The 13,073-nt window shown below is 64.1% G+C and carries 12 protein-coding genes; 6 read left to right on the plus strand and 6 right to left on the minus strand.

Translation table 11 applies throughout. The annotated features are described in order from the left end of the window. Positions 1-85 precede the first annotated feature (85 nt). From pssA to ACT6VE_RS05835, 4 genes are all read left to right on the plus strand, one after another. Positions 86-937: a CDP-diacylglycerol--serine O-phosphatidyltransferase gene (gene pssA / locus ACT6VE_RS05820; protein WP_444797665.1), complete on the plus strand. Its 852-nt coding sequence runs from the start codon at positions 86-88 to the stop codon at positions 935-937. Between the two features lie 135 nt (positions 938-1,072). Further along, positions 1,073-1,528: a MarR family winged helix-turn-helix transcriptional regulator gene (locus ACT6VE_RS05825; protein WP_444797666.1), complete on the plus strand. Its 456-nt coding sequence runs from the start codon at positions 1,073-1,075 to the stop codon at positions 1,526-1,528. Between the two features lie 110 nt (positions 1,529-1,638). Further along, positions 1,639-3,213: an MFS transporter gene (locus ACT6VE_RS05830; protein WP_444797894.1), complete on the plus strand. Its 1,575-nt coding sequence runs from the start codon at positions 1,639-1,641 to the stop codon at positions 3,211-3,213. 5 nt (positions 3,214-3,218) lie between these two features. Then, the gene (locus ACT6VE_RS05835; RefSeq protein ID WP_444797667.1) at positions 3,219-4,256 is read left to right on the plus strand and encodes an HlyD family secretion protein; all 1,038 of its coding nucleotides are present in this window, start codon (positions 3,219-3,221) and stop codon (positions 4,254-4,256) included. 104 nt (positions 4,257-4,360) lie between these two features. Here the strand turns inward: ACT6VE_RS05835 and ACT6VE_RS05840 are convergent, their stop codons facing one another. After that, positions 4,361-5,467, minus strand: a complete 1,107-nt coding sequence (locus ACT6VE_RS05840) for a branched-chain amino acid ABC transporter substrate-binding protein (RefSeq protein WP_444797668.1) — start codon at positions 5,465-5,467, stop codon at positions 4,361-4,363. A gap of 301 nt (positions 5,468-5,768) precedes the next feature. On the opposite strand from ACT6VE_RS05840, the gene ACT6VE_RS05845 reads away from it, so the two are divergent. Beyond that, positions 5,769-6,341, plus strand: a complete 573-nt coding sequence (locus ACT6VE_RS05845) for a transglycosylase SLT domain-containing protein (RefSeq protein ID WP_444797669.1) — start codon at positions 5,769-5,771, stop codon at positions 6,339-6,341. A 130-nt stretch (positions 6,342-6,471) separates the two neighbouring features. On the opposite strand, the gene ACT6VE_RS05850 is transcribed toward ACT6VE_RS05845, so the two are convergent. The 5 genes from ACT6VE_RS05850 to alr form a co-directional block, all read right to left on the minus strand. Then, positions 6,472-7,212: an SDR family NAD(P)-dependent oxidoreductase gene (locus tag ACT6VE_RS05850; protein WP_444797670.1), complete on the minus strand. Its 741-nt coding sequence runs from the start codon at positions 7,210-7,212 to the stop codon at positions 6,472-6,474. Between the two features lie 11 nt (positions 7,213-7,223). Next, complete coding sequence (purF, locus tag ACT6VE_RS05855) at positions 7,224-8,717, minus strand: amidophosphoribosyltransferase (RefSeq protein WP_444797671.1); 1,494 nt, start codon at positions 8,715-8,717, stop codon at positions 7,224-7,226. A 192-nt stretch (positions 8,718-8,909) separates the two neighbouring features. Beyond that, the gene (locus ACT6VE_RS05860; RefSeq protein WP_444797672.1) at positions 8,910-9,542 is read right to left on the minus strand and encodes a CvpA family protein; all 633 of its coding nucleotides are present in this window, start codon (positions 9,540-9,542) and stop codon (positions 8,910-8,912) included. Positions 9,543-9,673: 131 nt separating this feature from the next. Then, positions 9,674-11,077 (minus strand): DNA repair protein RadA, encoded by a 1,404-nt coding sequence (radA, locus tag ACT6VE_RS05865; RefSeq protein WP_444797673.1) that lies wholly within the window; start codon positions 11,075-11,077, stop codon positions 9,674-9,676. A 68-nt stretch (positions 11,078-11,145) separates the two neighbouring features. Further along, on the minus strand, positions 11,146-12,315 hold the full coding sequence (alr, locus tag ACT6VE_RS05870) for an alanine racemase (protein WP_444797674.1): 1,170 nt from the start codon (positions 12,313-12,315) through the stop codon (positions 11,146-11,148). Between the two features lie 100 nt (positions 12,316-12,415). Between alr and ACT6VE_RS05875 the strand changes: the two genes are divergently transcribed. Then, positions 12,416-13,018 (plus strand): hypothetical protein, encoded by a 603-nt coding sequence (locus tag ACT6VE_RS05875; RefSeq protein ID WP_444797675.1) that lies wholly within the window; start codon positions 12,416-12,418, stop codon positions 13,016-13,018. The last annotated feature ends 55 nt before the right edge of the window (positions 13,019-13,073 follow it).

Raw genomic sequence — 13,073 nt, forward strand, 5'->3', positions numbered from 1 at the left:
TGAGGATGCGAACGCCTCTTCCCTCTTCCCTATTCGCCAGCCGCTACTGATTGTTCACTCACTAAAACGAGCGAAGCGAAAAGACATGGACACTCCGTTTCCGCCCTATGAGCCGAATGGCCCGAACGACGAGGCCCGGGGACCGCGCCTGCGCGAAATCCCGCTGCGCGTCATTATCCCGAACCTCATCACGGTTCTCGCCATCTGCGCCGGCCTGACGGGCATCCGGCTCGCCTTTGAGAACCGCTATGAGCTTGCCGTGGCCATGGTGCTGCTCGCGGCCTTCCTCGATGGTATCGACGGGCGTGTCGCGCGCCTTCTGAAGGCAACGTCGAAATTCGGCGGCCAGATGGATTCGCTTGCCGACATCGTCAATTTCGGCGTCGCTCCGGCGCTGGTGCTCTACGTCTTCATCCTCGACCAGGCGCGCTCCTTCGGCTGGATCGCAGCGCTGATCTACGCCATTGCGGCGGGCCTGCGTCTTGCCCGCTTCAATGTCATGGCCGAGCGTGAGACCAAGGCGAAGTGGCAGTCGGAATATTTCGTCGGTGTGCCGGCGCCGGCGGGCGCCATGCTCGTGCTGCTCCCAGTCTATCTCGGTTTTCTCGGCATCGCGCCGAGCCCGCTCTTCGGTTTCCTGGCGTCCGGCTACACGGTGCTGATCGGCTTCCTGCTGGTCAGCCGTCTGCCGGTCTGGTCGGGCAAGTCGGAGGGCAGCCGCGTGCGCCGCGATCTCGTGCTGCCTCTCATCCTGCTCGTCGTGCTCTATGTCGCCACCCTGATGAGCTTCACATGGGAAACCATGGTGATCACCGTCGTCGCCTATCTTGCCACCCTGCCGTTCGGCGCCCGCTCGTGGCAGCGCAAATATGGCGGCTGGAGCGCGCCGACCACCCATGGCGCGAGCGAATTCCCCGAGGAGCCGGACGGCTCCTAGTCACCCGGTAATCACATCCGCGTGAGCCTTACAAAAGCCCTGTCCACAGTCCGTGGGCAGGGCTTGATTTTTTATTGCATGTCGACTAATTAGTGAGGGAATAGATAGCAAGCTAATAATATTTGGACTAGCAAGATGAACACTACCGATCCGCGCGAACGCCTCCTCGATGATCTGTCCCGCGTTCAGCGCAAAATGCGCGCTTTGTTCGATGCGCGGGTGAAGGAGAGGGGGCTGACGCTTCCGCGCGCCCGTGCGCTTTTGATCCTGGGCCGTGGCGCCGAGCTGAACCAGCGGGAACTTGCCGAGGAACTCGATATCGAGACGCCGACGCTCGTGCGCCTGCTGGATGGCATGGAAAAGCAGGGTTTCATCGAGCGCCGATCCGTCGAGGGCGACCGCCGCGCCAAGCAGATCGCCATGACGCCGCGCGGCGCCAAGGTTGCCGAAGAGGTGCTGGATCTCGCCAGATCGCTGCGCGCCGACGTTTTGAAGAGCATCCCGACCGGCGACATGTCGACCACCGTCAAGGTGTTTTCCGTCATGTCTGAAAACATTGCCAAAAGCTGTCGGGAGAGTGTCGAGGTATGAGCACCGCTCCCGCCAACGAGCCGCGCGGGACGGAGGACGAGGCGTCAGAACCCATCGAGAAAGAGCCTGTCGAGGATAAGCCGGCAGCCCCGCCGCCGGCTCCACCCCCGATGGCGCCGTCCCGCGCGGCCGCCTACATGGCGGCGTCGACGCTACTCGCCATGACGCAGGGTTTCGGCCTGAATCTCGTCGCCGCCAACATTCCGCAGCTTCAAGGACCGTTCGGCGCGACGAGCGCCGAGGCTGTCTGGCTGATGGCCGCCTACATGGCGCCCAACGCCTCGCTGTCGATCATGCTCATCAAGATCCGCAACCAATATGGCCTGCGCCCCTTCGCCGAGCTTGGCATTGCCGTCTTCCTCGTCGTGTCGATACTGCACATTTTCATCACGGACCTCCAGTCCGCCATCGTGTTGCGCTTCTTCGCCGGCATCGCTGCAGCCCCGCTGTCCTCGCTCGGCTTCCTCTACATGCTGGAAGCCTTTTCGCCGGCGCGAAAACTGACGGTCGGCATTTCGCTGGCGCTGACCAATATCGGCCTTGCCGCCCCGCTGACACGCCTGATCTCTCCGACGCTCATCGAACTCGGCGGGGTGAGGGCGCTCCTCCATTTCGAGATCGCTCTGGCGATGCTCTCCTTCTCCGCGATCTACCTTCTGCCCTTGACGCCGCCGCCGCGGGTCAAGGTCATCGAGAAGCTCGATATTCTGAGCTACCTTCTCATCGCCGTGGGGTTCGGGGCAGGCGCCGTCATCCTCGTGACCGGCCGCACCTACTGGTGGCTGGAGGCACAGTGGATCGGCGAGCTGCTGGTGGTCATGGTGGGCACGCTCACCATAGCTGCCGTGATCGAGCTCAATCGCAAGACGCCACTCATCGACCTGCGCTGGCTGTTCAGCCGCGAAATGCTGCATTTCACCGCCGTCTTGATCCTGTTCCGGCTGATGCTCGCCGAACAGACCGCCGTCGCCGGCAATTTCTTCCAGATCACCGGGCTGCTGAACGACCAGCTGACCGGCCTCTACGGTTTCGTGGCGCTGGCGACGGCTGCGGGCGGCCTCGTCTGCGCGGCGATCATGAAGCCTGGCCGGGAGCCCGGCCTGCACATGGTCGCGCTGCTCCTGATCGGCTGCGGCGCCTTTCTCGACAGCCATGCGACGAACGCGACGCGGCCCGAACAGATGTATCTGAGCCAGGCGATGATCGCGGCCGGCGGCAGCCTGTTCCTGCCGCCGGCCATCGCCTCCGGCTTCACGCTGGCGCTGCGCAAGGGACCGCAATACATCCTGAGCTTCATCGTCGTCTTCCTGGTGACGCAGAGCCTCGGGGGCCTTGCCGGTTCGGCGATCTTCGGCTCCTTCATCACGCTGCGCGAAAAATTCCATTCGAATATTCTCGCCCAGACGTTGACGCTCGCCGATCCGCTGGTCGCTGCCCGCGTCTCGCAGCTTTCCGCCGCCTATGGTCACACGATCATTGATCCCGCCGTGCTCAAGGCGGAGGGCGTGGCGCTGCTCACCCAGCAGGTGACACGGGAGGCCAATGTGCTCGCCCACAATGACGCATTCTTCGTCATCGCGCTCCTGGCGGTGGGGGCCGCCACCGCCCTTGCCATCCACAGGATTATCGTTCGTATCAGTGAGGCCAGCACCCGCGTCGGCGGCGAAGCGGCCGTTGAAGGTTGACTGCCATGAAGACATATATCCGCAACACCGCCACCACGTTCGCCGTGCTCCTCGGCCTCGCCGGTATCGTTGCCGTGCTCTACGCCTGGCACCTGCCACCCTTTTCCAGCGAGGTCCAGACGACGGACAATGCCTATGTGCGCGGCTACGTAACGTTGATCAGCCCGCAGCTCAGCGGCTATGTCACGGATGTCCCGGTGAAGGATTACGAGGCCGTGAAGGCCGGCGCCGTGCTGGCGCGCCTCGACGACCGGATCTACCGTCAGAAGGTGGCGCAGGCGAACGCCACGCTCGCCAGCCAGAAGGCAGCACTTGCCAATTCCGAGCAGCAGGAAAACGCCGCAAACGCCCGCATCGGGGCGAGCGAAGCCGCCCTCGACAGCGCCAGATTTGCCAGGCGCCGGGCGGAGGAAAACTGGAACCGTATCGAGGAGCTTTCCAAAAAGGGCATCGCCACCCAAAGCGACCGCGAACAGAGCCGCACCACGTTCGACCAGGCGGAGGCCGCGGTGTCGCAGGCTGAGGCAAACCTTGAAGTCTCGAAGCAGGATCTTCAAACGATCATCGTCGGCCGCGATTCACTGCGGGCTGCGGTGGCCGGCGCGGAAGCCTCGGTGGAGCTTGCTAAAATCGACCTCTCCAACACGGTGATCACTGCGCCGCGCGACGGTGCCGTCGGCGAGGTGGGCGTCAAGCTCGGCCAATATGTCACCGCCGGCACGCAGCTCATGGCCGTCGTGCCGCATGACACCTGGGTCATCGCCAACTTCAAGGAAACCCAGCTCGCCTATATCCAGCCCGGCCAGAAGGTCGAGGTCAGCGTCGATGCGTTGAAACATGCGACGCTCACCGGTCATATCGAGCGCTTCTCGCCCGCCGCCGGCTCTGAGTTCAGCGTCATCAAGCCGGACAACGCTACCGGCAACTTCACGAAGGTCGCCCAGCGCGTGCCGGTGCGCATCGCCATAGACGAGGGCCAGGAGCTTGCGAAGCTTCTCGCACCCGGGCTCTCGGTCGTGGTGAGGACGGTGGTGGACGAGTAACGCAATTCCAGCAAAAGCGTGTAGCGGTTTTGCGTACGCAAAACGAAGCGCAAACAAAAACGCCGGGGCAAAGCCCCGGCGTTCGCATTCCAGTCGCCAAAACCTTATTCGGCGGCGACGATCTTGCCGTCTTCCCACTTGAACAGCGAGAAGCTCTGCGAGGTCAGGTCGCCGCTTACGCCGTAGGTAAGCTTGCCGATGGCTGTCGGAATGGCCTCTCCGGACTTCAGCGCCGTTGCGACGGCAGCGGAGTCTTCCGCGCTACCAGCCTTCTCGATGCCGGCCTTCAGCACTTCGACGGCGGCATAGGCGTTCAGCGTGAAGGCTTCTGCCGGGATGCCCTTTTCCTTGAGCACGGCGACGGCCTTCTGCGAGTCGGGGCTCTTCAGCGCGTCGGACGCGTTAGTGAAGAGCGTGCCGCCAGCAGCTTCGTTGCCGATGGCCCAGTATTCGCTGTTCGACAGGCCTTCGCCGCCGATGATCGTTGCGTTGACCGCGAGATCCTTCAGCTGGCGAGCGAGCAGGCCGCCTTCAGGATGATAGCCGCCGAAATAGATGACCTCGACGCCGTCTGCCTTGAGGCGGGTGATGATCGCGCTGAAGTCCTTGTCGCCCGGCGTAACGGATTCGTAGAGCGCTTCGGTCACGCCGCCCTTGTTGAGCGCGGCCTTGAAGGCGTCTGCCAGACCCTTGCCATAGGTGCCCTTGTCGTGGATCACGGCGACCTTCTTGCCCTTCAGGCTCGTGAGCACGTAGGCAGCGGCAACTTCGGCCTGCTGGTCGTCGCGGCCGCAGGTGCGCAGAACGTTCGCCAGGCCACGGGCCGTCAGGTCCGGGGCGGTCGCCGTCGGGGTAACCATCAGCACGCCGTTTTCAGCGAAGACGTCGGAGGCCGGGATGGCGACGCCGGACGTGACCGGGCCGACAACGAAACGGATGCCTTCGCCAACGATCTGGTTGGCGGCCGAAACGCCCTGCTTGGGCTCGCCACCATCATCCGCCAGCTTCAGAACGACCTGTTCGCCAAGAATGCCGCCATTCTTGTTGATCTCGGCAACGGCAGCTTCGGCGCCGTTCTTGACCTGGTCGCCATAGGCGGCAACCGGGCCGGTGAGGGGAGCGACGAGGCCGATGACGATGTCCGCATAAGCGAGCGGCGCAAAAGCGACGGAAGCCGCGAGCAGGGCTCCGGCGAAAATTGGCTTCTTCATGATCTTTCTCCTGAGCTTGGGCCTTGGGGAAGGCCCGGTCGCAAATGCTCACGCGCCCGGACGGCGCTGCCGAATTCCGATGCGGAGCGGGTTCTTTCACAGTCCGGAACAATCATGCGCGAAGGCCCGGCGTGCTGCAGATTGATTAGGCCGTAAGGCCAAAAAGCGCAACAAAATAATGCATTTGCATATTTGATGGGCGGATCACCGGCGTGAATGAGAGGCGCTATCCGGCATTTGAATCAAAACGGATTGTTAAGATTTACGATTTATAAATATTCGCGAATTCTGAGGAACTGCGATGCGTTGCGTATTGATCGTCGTCCTCCTGCTGCTTGCCGGATGTGCGTCCGTGCCCCGCCAGACGCGGGACGCCTGTGCCATCTTCGAGCAGCGTGACGGCCTATTCGATAATTGGCGGCGAGCCGCCAACCGCGCCGAGCGGGAATACGGCGTGCCCGTTGCCGTGCTCATGGCGACGATCTACACGGAGTCCGGCTTCCGGCATAATGCGCGCCCGCCGCGCACAAAACTCTTCGGCTTCATTCCGTGGAAGCGCCAGTCGACGGCGCTGGGCTACTCCCAGGCGCTGGACGGAACCTGGGCGCGCTACAAGCGCGAGACGGGCCGCTGGATGGCCAAACGTACCGATTTCGGCGATGCGATCCGCTTCATCGGCTGGTACCACAGCGAGAGCCACCGCAAGAACGGCATCGCGCTCAACGACACCTACCGGCTCTACATCGCCTATTACCACGGCCATGCCGGCTACAAGCGCGGCAACTGGAGCGGCACGGCGAAGACGGGCGGCAAGCGGGCGGCGAACATGGCCACCATGTATACGCGCCAACTCAAGAATTGCGGTTCCTGGTAAGGCCAGGCACCTGCATTGTCGCTCGGTGCCTGTGAAGACGGATCGGAAAATCCGTAGATACGAAGAGGCCTGGCTCGATTTTCCGAGCCAGGCCTCTTTGGTTTACGAATGGGGGATTGCGAGTTGCCGGTCACTCCGGCAGGCGGTAATCCAGCAGGCGGCCCTGTCGCACGTCAAAGAGCTTTCCGGTCTCTGCGAAATCCTGCGCCATGAGCGGCAGGATGGCTTTCGCCACGTCCGAGGGATGCTGAACCGTTGTCGGGTCTTCGCCGGGTACGGCCTGTGCGCGCATGGCGGTCCGGGTGGCGCCAGGATCGACCGAGGTGATGCGCAGTGCCGTGCGCTGCGTCTCGCCGGCCCAGGTGCGGGCTAGAGCCTCGACAGCGGCCTTGGAGGCGGAGTAGGGGCCCCAGAAGGGCTTGCACTTGTGCGCGGCGCTCGACGACAGGATGACGGCGCGGCCGGCATCGGATTTCATGAGCAGCGGTTCGACCGAGCGGATCAGGCGCCACGTCGCGGTGACGTTGATGGTCATGACCTTCTCGAAGACCTTCGCCTCGACATGGCCGATCGGCGAGATCGTGCCGAGCACGCCGGCATTGGCGACAAGGATGTCGAGCTTGCCCCAGCGCTCGAAGATCGAGCCGCCGAGCTTGTCGATCGCTGCCATGTCGGCGAGGTCGAAGGGCACCAGCGTCGCGGAGCCGCCGACGGCCTTGATCGCATCGTCCAGTTCTTCCAGACCCCCGACGGTGCGGGCGCAGGCGACGACATGGGCGCCGGCCTTCGCCAGTTCGAGGGCAGTGAAATAGCCGATCCCGCGCGACGCGCCGGTGACCAGCGCGATGCGGTCTGTGAGGTCGATGCTCATGCTGCTGTCAATTATCCGTTGCTTGCCATTACCGAAATCTTCCGTCCCACCGTCTCGCCTTCCTTGTCAAGGAGGCGCGTCGGATAGTCGCCGGTGAAGTAGTGGTCGGTAAACTGCGGACGGGCATTGTTGCGCTCCTCGCCGCCGACGGCGTGATAGAGCCCGCCGATCGACAGGAACTCCAGCGAATCCGCCCCGATGTGCTTCGCCATCGCCTTGACGTCGTTGTACTGGTTGGCGAGCAGCTTGTCGCGGTCCGGCGTGTTGATGCCATAGAAGTCCGGGTAGAAGATCATCGGGCTGGCAACGCGGATATGCACTTCCTTGGCGCCGGCCTCGCGGATCATCTGCACGATCTTCAGCGAGGTCGTGCCGCGTACGATCGAATCGTCGACGAGGATGACGCGCTTTCCGTCGATCATCGCGCGGTTGGCGGAGTGCTTGAGCTTCACGCCGAAGGCGCGGATCTGCTGCGTCGGCTCGATGAAGGTGCGGCCGACATAGTGGTTGCGGATGATGCCGTATTCGAACGGAATGCCGCTCTGCTGGGCATAGCCGAGCGCTGCCGGCGTGCCGCCATCCGGAACCGGCACGACGACGTCGCCCTCGACCGGATGCTCCTTGGCAAGGTTGATGCCCATGTTCTTGCGCGCGACATAGACGCTGCGGCCGCCGACGACCGAATCGGGGCGGGCGAAATAGACATATTCGAACAGGCACAGCCGTTCCGGCTGCGCATTGCCCGATTTCTTGGCCTCGATGGTGATCGAGCCGTCCGGCTGGATTTCGCAGACGATGATCTCGCCGTTCTCGACGTCACGGACGTATTTTGCGCCGATGATGTCGAGTGCACAGGTCTCGGAAGCGAAGATCGGCTTGCCGTCGAGTTCGCCCATGACCAGCGGGCGGATGCCCGTGGGGTCGCGGGCGGCGATCAGCTTGGTGCGGGTGATGCCGAGCATCGAATAGCCGCCTTCCATCTGGCGGATCGCGTCGATGAAGCGATCCGTCGTGGAGGTGTAGCGTGAGCGGGCGATGAGGTGGAGCACGACTTCCGTATCGGAGGTCGACTGACAGATCGCGCCGCCGGCAATGAGCTGGCGGCGTAGCGTCAGGCCGTTGGTGAAATTGCCGTTATGGGCGACGGCGATGCCGCCGACTTCCAGTTCTGCAAACAGCGGCTGCACATTGCGCAGCGCCACTTCGCCGGTGGTGGAGTAGCGCGTATGGCCGATCGCCATGTTGCCGGGCAGTTTGGCGAGCGTTGCCGGGTTGGTATAGTGGTCGCCGACAAGGCCCATATGCTTTTCGGTGTGGAACTGCTTGCCGTCGAAGCAGACGATGCCCGCCGCCTCCTGGCCGCGATGTTGCAGTGCGTGCAGGCCGAGTGCCGTCAGCGTCGCGGCTTCCGGATGGCCGAGAATGCCGAAGACGCCGCACTCTTCATAAAGCGTATCGCCGTCGAGATCGTCGTCGTGGCGGCCGGGAAACAGGAAATCGCTCATTGCTGCAAGCCTTTGCTCGGGACCATAGGAGGTTGCACGGGTCTTTGTCGGGTGCCGGCCATGCCCATATGGGTATGGCCTAAAGCATTTGCCACCGAGGCCCGGGAGCGTCAGTGGCGATTGTCTCATCCTACCAAAAAAACGGAGAGCCTGCCTGCGTCATTTTTTGGCCGCGGCGGCTCCCCTGATCACTTATCCGTTCGTTGCCGGGGTCTCTTCGGCGGGCGTCTGGCCCGTGCCACCGGTGGCTGCATCCGGATCTTCCGCGCCGCCCTCGGCCGGCGCATTCTCGGCCGGTCCACCTTCAACCGGCTTGCCACGCAGGCGATCGATGATCGTCGCGTCGGCATCTTCCGGCAGAAGCGCCACGAGGCGCGAGCCGAGATTGTCGAGCAGCGGCTTCGATTTTGCCGTGGTGACCCAGCCCGGCTGCTGCTGCGGTGCCACCAGCCAATTGAAGAACAGCATGGCGACGACGACGAGCAGGATGCCGCGGGCGGCGCCGAACAGGAAGCCGAGCGTGCGGTCGAGCGCGCCGATGCGGCTGTCGATGATGAAGTCGGCGATGCGCATGGTGATGAAGGAGATCACGATGAGCGCGACCAGGAAGACGGCGGCGGCAGAGCCGACCATCGCGACCGTGTCACTCGTCGTATAGTCCTTCGCGTAGGGCAGGAGGACCGGATAGAGGAAATAGGCGGCTGCCGCGGCACCCACCCAGCTTGCGACGGAAAGCACTTCGCGCGAGAAACCGCGCACCATCGCCAGCACCGCCGAAAACAGCGCGACGCCGATGACGATACCGTCGAGAATTGTGATGGGCATATTCGTCCTACTCCAAACCCGAAATGTCGCCGGGCCCCACATCTGTGCGGGGGCACCTTAGCGGAAGGCATCTTCGCCGTCTCAGTTCGGCACGCGTTTCCCACAGGGCTTTGACCGCGCGCCGGAGGGCGTCAAACGTCCTCGTCTTCCCGCTGAAGGGCGCGCTTCGATCCGGCAATGCGCGCCACCAGATCCGGCAGGCTTTCGATCTCGGTCCACTGGCCGCCAGCGCCTTTCGGCAGATCGGCGGAACCGGCGGGGAGCACGGCCTGCGAAAACCCCAGTTTTTCCGCCTCCTTGAGGCGCTGGGCGGTGTGCGCCACCGGGCGAATGGCACCCGACAGGCTGACTTCGCCGAAATAGACGCAATCTGCGGGAAGGGCAAGGCCGGCAAGCGACGAAACGAGCGCAGACGCAACGGCAAGGTCCGCCGCCGGCTCCGAAATGCGATAACCGCCCGCCACATTGAGGTAAACATCGTGTTGCCCGAGCCGCACACCGCAATGCGCCTCCAGCACCGCAAGAATCATCGACAGCCTCGCCGAATCCCAACCGACGATGGCGCGGCGCGGCGTGCCGAGCGAGGTGGGGGCGACAAGCGCCTGCACCTCGACGAGAACGGGACGCGTGCCCTCCATGCCGGCAAAGACGGCGGCACCCGGCGATTTCGCATTGCGTTCACCAAGGAAGAGTTCCGATGGATTGGAGACTTCGCGAAGCCCCTTGTCGGACATTTCGAAGACGCCGATCTCGTCCGTCGGTCCAAAACGGTTCTTGACGGTGCGCAGGATGCGGTAGTGATGGCCGCGGTCGCCCTCGAAATAGAGCACGGCATCGACCATGTGCTCGACGACGCGGGGGCCGGCGATCTGGCCGTCCTTGGTCACATGGCCAACGAGCACCATGGCGGCACCCGTCTGTTTGGCGAAGCGGATCATCGCCTGCACGCCGGTGCGCACCTGCGTCACCGTGCCAGGCGCGGCGTCCGCCGTGTCGCTCCACAGTGTCTGGATCGAATCGATGATGACGAGGTCTGGCCGCTTGCCTTCGCCGATGGTGGCGAGAATGTCCTCGACATTGGTCTCGGCAGCGAGCAGCACGTCGGTCTCGGCCGCTTGCAGGCGCTGCGCGCGCAGTCGCACCTGCGCGACGGCCTCTTCGCCCGAGACATAGATGACACGGTGGCCGCCACGCGAGAGGGCGGCCGCGGCCTGCATGAGCAGCGTCGACTTGCCGATGCCCGGATCGCCGCCGATCAGCACGGCCGAGCCGCGCACGAAGCCGCCGCCGGTTGCCCGGTCGAGTTCGGAAATGCGGGTGTGGATGCGTGGCGCTTCCTCGATTTCGCCCGACAGCGCCGTCAGCGCGACCGGCCGGCCCTTCTTCGGCACCTTGCCGGGGCCGGAGCCGATGCCGCCCATCGGGTCTTCCTCGACGACGGTGTTCCACTCGCCACAGCCTTCGCACTTTCCGACCCATCGGGAATGCGCGGTGCCACAGTTCTGGCAGACGAATTGCGTGCGGGCTTTCACCATCAGATCTTGCTTTCCGGAGGGTTCAACGACTCATTCCGGAAGCCGTTAGCACAAAACAGGAACGTGTCCTACTTTTTCGCCGTCTCATAGCGCCGTTCGTAACGCCCGCCCAGACTGGTCAAAAGCTCGTAGTCGATGGTGCCGCCAGCGCGGGCCACATCCTCGATCGGCATGTGGCGTCCGAAGAGTTCGATGAAGTCGCCCGCGCACACGATTCCGGCCGGCAGGTCCGTCACGTCGAAATGGGTGAGGTCCATGGTGACGCGGCCGATCAGGGGCACCGGTCGGCCATGCAGCACGCCGCTCGCGCCCGGGATGTTTGCCGTGCGCAGCGGCACGCCGGAACCGGAGAGGCTGCGCATATAACCGTCCGCATAGCCGATGGCCGCGACCGCGATGCGGGTGTCGCGGGTGAAGACGGTCGAGGCACCATAGCTGACGCTTTCCCCGGCCTTCGCGTCGCGCACCTGGAGAATGCGCGCCTCGGCGGTGACGACCGGTTTCATCGGGTTCGGCACGTCGTTGACGGCAGCACCGCCGTAGAGCGCGATGCCGGGGCGGGTGAGGGTGAAGTGATAGTCCTCGCCGAGGAAAATGCCGGCCGAGTTGGCGAGCGTCGCATCGATGCCATCGAAAGCATCGACGACGCTGCGGAAGCGCTGGAGCTGCTGGCGGTTCAGCGGGTGGCCCGGATCGTCGGCGCAGGCCAGATGGCTGAGCAGCATGATCGGCGAGAAACTGGCCGGCCGCGCGGTGTCGCTGGCAAGCGTCAGCGCATCCTCGACCCGCAGGCCGAGCCGGCTCATGCCGGTGTCGACATGCAGCACGCAAGGCAGGTCCCCACCGTCAGCAACGGCCGACATGAAGACGACAAGCTGCTCTTCCGAGACGATGACCGGCACCAGGTCGAACTCGAAGAACAGCCGTTCGGAGCCGGCCCACATGCCGGACAGCACGTAGATGCGGACATCCGGCAACACGCCGCGCAGCGCAGCCCCCTCGGCGGGCGTGGCGACGAAGAAATCGCGGGCACCGGCCTGATGGAATGTGCGAGCCGCCGGTTCCAGGCCGATGCCATAGGCATCCGCCTTCAGCACTGCGGCCGCGCGGGCTGCACCCGAGCGGCGGGCCATGGCGCGCCAGTTGTCGGCAAGCGCCGAAAGGTCGATCGTCAGGCGGGCGTGATCCTCGCCGGCAACGGGCAGGGTGGGGCGGGCGGGTGTTTGATGCGTGCTCATGGTTCTGAAATACAGCCTGTGGACTATGGCGGCAATACGCTCGTCCGTCGCATTGCCGCCAGAAGGGGGCGTCTCTATGGTGCGAAAAAAAGGAAAGATCATGCGGCGCGCAGCAACAGCGACCATTGGGGTGATGGCGATCATCCTGGCTGGCAAGGCCTCAGCTGCGGCCCAAGAACTGCCGACGGATGCCGACATGCGCGCGGCGCACGCTGTGCTGCTCGGCCTTGCCCAGGATGGTGCCGAGCCGGAGCACGACAAGCGGGGTGACGTCTACTACGCGATCGTCGATAACCCCAATGCGCCGCGGCTGGTGACACGGCTCGAAGTCTCCGGTGCGCCCTGCCGCGCCCGCACGACCTCGGCCCTGCAGTTCCCGGATCAGTGGGCGACGCTGACGCTCGGCCTCGTCGATTTGAGCCGGGTCGCCACCGTCGTCGCCTATGCGTCGGCCGACGACATGATTGCGGAGACCAACCCGGTCCCCTTCGATTCGCCAGAGGCGGAACAGATCGTCCTGACGGGCGAAGGCCTTTATTGTTCGAGCCACATGTCGCTGTCCGGCCAGAGCAACGCATCGGACGACATGTGCGCCGACAGGCTGGACCTGCCGATGATGGACGAGGGGCAGAGGTGGCGTGCAAAGCGTGCGCTCGAGATCGTCGCGCACTTTTGCAAGGCCCCGGCATTTGTGAAGAAGTAAGGCTGGCACAGGCTCGGTTGTCGAAAAACCGAAGCCTTGCGCATCCCTCTCATCC

The organism is Shinella sp., assembly GCF_052438155.1.
Taxonomy (GTDB): domain Bacteria; phylum Pseudomonadota; class Alphaproteobacteria; order Rhizobiales; family Rhizobiaceae; genus Shinella.

Bases quoted from the DNA above. Each gene is read 5' to 3' on its own strand.
- ACT6VE_RS05850 (WP_444797670.1), bottom strand. From the start codon at position 7,212: ATGAGCATCGACCTCACAGACCGCATCGCGCTGGTCACCGGCGCGTCG.
- alr (WP_444797674.1), bottom strand. From the start codon at position 12,315: ATGAGCACGCATCAAACACCCGCCCGCCCCACCCTGCCCGTTGCCGGC.
- ACT6VE_RS05830 (WP_444797894.1), top strand. From the start codon at position 1,639: ATGGCGCCGTCCCGCGCGGCCGCCTACATGGCGGCGTCGACGCTACTC.
- purF (WP_444797671.1), bottom strand. From the start codon at position 8,717: ATGAGCGATTTCCTGTTTCCCGGCCGCCACGACGACGATCTCGACGGC.
- ACT6VE_RS05840 (WP_444797668.1), bottom strand. From the start codon at position 5,467: ATGAAGAAGCCAATTTTCGCCGGAGCCCTGCTCGCGGCTTCCGTCGCT.
- ACT6VE_RS05825 (WP_444797666.1), top strand. From the start codon at position 1,073: ATGAACACTACCGATCCGCGCGAACGCCTCCTCGATGATCTGTCCCGC.
- ACT6VE_RS05860 (WP_444797672.1), bottom strand. From the start codon at position 9,542: ATGCCCATCACAATTCTCGACGGTATCGTCATCGGCGTCGCGCTGTTT.
- ACT6VE_RS05835 (WP_444797667.1), top strand. From the start codon at position 3,219: ATGAAGACATATATCCGCAACACCGCCACCACGTTCGCCGTGCTCCTC.
- ACT6VE_RS05845 (WP_444797669.1), top strand. From the start codon at position 5,769: ATGCGTTGCGTATTGATCGTCGTCCTCCTGCTGCTTGCCGGATGTGCG.
- pssA (WP_444797665.1), top strand. From the start codon at position 86: ATGGACACTCCGTTTCCGCCCTATGAGCCGAATGGCCCGAACGACGAG.
- ACT6VE_RS05875 (WP_444797675.1), top strand. From the start codon at position 12,416: ATGCGGCGCGCAGCAACAGCGACCATTGGGGTGATGGCGATCATCCTG.
- radA (WP_444797673.1), bottom strand. From the start codon at position 11,077: ATGGTGAAAGCCCGCACGCAATTCGTCTGCCAGAACTGTGGCACCGCG.